This window comes from Acinetobacter sp. RG5, from assembly GCF_031844265.1.
Taxonomy (GTDB): Bacteria; Pseudomonadota; Gammaproteobacteria; order Pseudomonadales; family Moraxellaceae; genus Acinetobacter.
In genome coordinates this window covers 1-3,334 of record NZ_JAUZUV010000038.1, presented here as the reverse complement: position 1 = coordinate 3,334, position 3,334 = coordinate 1, and the positions used below count along the sequence as shown (strand labels likewise).

The window sequence follows — 3,334 nt, the reverse complement described above, 5'->3', positions numbered from 1 at the left end:
GTAAAAAAGCATGTCAGTAATATTTTTAATAATATAAAAAAATAAATATATATCATATACTTACGTTTATAACTAATTGTGACACGCTATTGTGACACGCTTTTTTTTTACTGGATTCGCTTTAACTGACATGAAAAAAAGCATGTCAAAGGTATGTCAAGTAGCATGTCAAACAGAAAATTTACTTAAATCATTGTATTTTATTTATTTTATTATTGATTGTGACACGCTTTTTGATTGTGACACGCTTTTTGAAGGTTTTATAATTTTCTTTTCTACAGGTAGAAATATCTAAATTAGGACTTACGCACTGTTATTTATAGACTCTCTGTGGTAGCAGATGATTTTTATCGAGAATAAAGTCATCAATGAAGTTTTTGATCATTGGTCTAAATAATTTCTTCTGCCAATGATATACATTTTCAAAGATCCCCTCAAACTGGTTCTTTTGTATCTCAACGTAGGCCATTAAGGCTGAAAAAATATGATTCAAAATCAGTTTAGACCGTCTTACTTGAAACTTTTCAATATGACAAACCTGTTTAATCACTCGGTGATATTGTTCTATTTTCCAATGACTTGAATGTAATTCATGAAAACCCTCAAAGGACAATAAATCATCTTCATCTTGATGCACAATATAAAACCTCTGCTGTTCTTTTAACTGAGTCTTAAATAATTGTACAAAGCCAAAATCTTTGAGCCAGACCACTTGACCCTGATGGAAATCTGGCAATAAACGCAGTTGAAACCATTGTCCTTTTTCTGGGGAAACCTTACGGTTACTGTCGACACCAAACATAAATCGAATACCATATTTTCTTATGGTTTTTAGATTTTCAGTCGATGAATACCAACTATCACCTGTAATAAATTGAATCTTTGCACCCCAACTGAGTACTTCACTTAACATATCCATAAAGTAATCATTCTTGGTTTTACTTTCAGATTTGTCATAAATTCGGAAATTAATTGGAATATTTTGACCATTTTGATCTGTCGCATACAAGGTAATGAGATTAATACCTTTGACGGATCGGTGGTGTTTGCCTGACCAAAAATAGCTAACTAAGTCCATATGCTGACTATACGGTTTATCTAAAACAGTATCATCAATACTGACTATAAGTTTATTATTATCAATATGTTGAATTGCTTCTTGATATAGGTCGTGAGGTGTGTAGTCTTCACGCTCTAGAAAGCGATTTACACTATCATGCGAGATATTATAAGTCTCGGCAAGTTGTGTGCAGCTAATAGAGTTCGGTTCTGTCATGAGAAAGCCCATATAAATGGGTAATGTACAAGTTGCTGTAGAAGCATGTTTAATTCGTCTGATCACAGATACTTTATAAAGTATTTTAATACTTTTTTGAATCTGTCAATGCGTAAGTCCTATTTAATTAAAGCAGTCAGTGTGCAAATTAAGTTTATCAAACGGATGACAATAAGATGATAATTTTATGAATTTTTTATAGATAAAAAATAAACCCAGCTTAACCTATTGATCAAACTGGGAGAGATAATAATTTTCTTAGGATTTATTTTCCCAGTAGGGCCAATTTGCCTCAGGTGTAAAACGATAATCTTGATCTAGCCAATACGAATGATTGGAAGAGGATTTATCTTTCAAGCCCATGATATGCATTAAATTCTGATCCAGTTCAGCAGTATTGAGATTTGTGTCTTTATTCACGCCTGTTAAATTTAACTTATCCGACCACATGATGACAGGAACTTGGTAGCCTGCTTTGGTCGTTGGGCTATGACCAGCATAATCTAGTTCATGTCCAACTTCATTGCCGTGATCTGAAACTACCGTGAAAGATCTAAAATCAGGTAAATGATCAGCTCTTAAAGTGTCCAGCATTTTTGCCAATAAATGATCTTCATATAGCACTGCATTGTCATAATCATTACGTAAGGAAAGAATCCAAGGATCGATATTTCGTGCTTTTAAATCTGATTCAACACGATCATTACTATTACTATTAAATTTATTGAATGTCGTTGGGTAGCGTTCTTGGTAATTAGGATGAGTCCCGATCAGATGTAAAATAATAAGTTTCTTTTCGACGGGATCAGCAAGTGCCTGCTGGTAAATGGGAAGTAAATTTTCATCTAAAGATGAGCTGCTACGACCTGAACGGGTATTTTTATAAATAGCTTGATCCGCATAAGAACCAAACAATGATGATAGATAACTATCATCTTGATTACTTAGCCAATAAATTTTATATCCTGCTGCTCGAGCATAAGCCAATACACTTTCGGGTGAATATTTCTTATGTTCTGATGCAGGGCTTTCAGTCAATAAAACACGTAAAGCATTGATGGTAGATGGTGATGGCGAAAACGCATTACAAAAAACTTTGATCTCTGAAAGTCGTTTATTCAACTCAGGAGTGGTATCTCTAGGATAACCGCAAATGCCAAGATTCAAACTGGTTAAGCTTTCAGAAAGCACAAGGACATGGGTTTGTTTACCTTTGGCCTGTCGCGTCATGACTAGGTTTTTTTCAGCACTTAAATCCCATTGCTTATGTACATTTTTATGTTGTTTTACTCGCCCGCGGAAATCTTGAATCTTAGTTTGATATTCTGTCCAAAAAATAAGAGGATGCACCTTGCGAGAAGGTTTCATCAAATAGCTAGTCAGACTTAATACGGTAAGCAAAATGATAAATGAGCGAAAGATTTTACTTTGCCAAATTTGCTCTACATGTTGAACTTTAATTAATTTAAAGACTGCAAAACTATGCAGCGCGATGAGAATAATTAAACTGATAAAAACAGTAGATACTGCGACTGAATGAAGTTGTAGAAATTCCCAAATTTCTTGGCGATTAGTATTGGCAATCGCTTCAATAATAAAGTAGGCTTCACTATCACTACTAAAAAGAAACCATGTACTTGATCTGAGCAGTGAGTCGAGTAAAAAAATAAACCACCACAACAAAGAAAAAATATACCAGTATGTATTTCTTCGTGTGATTGCAAAGTAAGTAAAAATAACGCCTGGTAGGGATAAAAAACCTAGACGTAAACCATCTGATAGGTTTCCTGCAACAATTAACAAACCACCTGTAACGAGAGCAGGCCACAGAATAAGTAGCAGAATATTAAAACTTTTTAAGCTTGCCGTCATAAATGTCAAGTACAATGGGAGAGAGCGCCAAAAACGCTAATATCTGTGGAAGTTCTTGACCTGTCAATCTGTATTTGTGAAGTATTTGATTGCGCAGTAAATTAATTTTAAATGTATGATCTTCTGATGTGGTTCTAGGATTTTAGACCACGTCTATAAGTGATAATCTACTCCCCAATAAGCATG

The 3,334-nt window shown here is 34.3% G+C and carries 2 protein-coding genes; both read right to left on the bottom strand.

The window, feature by feature from the left end; translation table 11 throughout:
- Positions 1-313 precede the first annotated feature (313 nt).
- On the bottom strand, positions 314-1,342 hold the full coding sequence (locus Q9R21_RS14755; protein ID WP_081399017.1) for a transposase: 1,029 nt from the start codon (positions 1,340-1,342) through the stop codon (positions 314-316).
- Positions 1,343-1,534: 192 nt separating this feature from the next.
- Complete coding sequence (locus Q9R21_RS14750) at positions 1,535-3,148, bottom strand: sulfatase-like hydrolase/transferase (protein WP_311204770.1); 1,614 nt, start codon at positions 3,146-3,148, stop codon at positions 1,535-1,537.
- Positions 3,149-3,334 lie beyond the last annotated feature (186 nt).

Excerpts from the sequence above, each read along its gene's own strand:
- Q9R21_RS14750 (WP_311204770.1), bottom strand. The coding sequence starts at position 3,148 with ATGACGGCAAGCTTAAAAAGTTTTAATATTCTGCTACTTATTCTGTGG.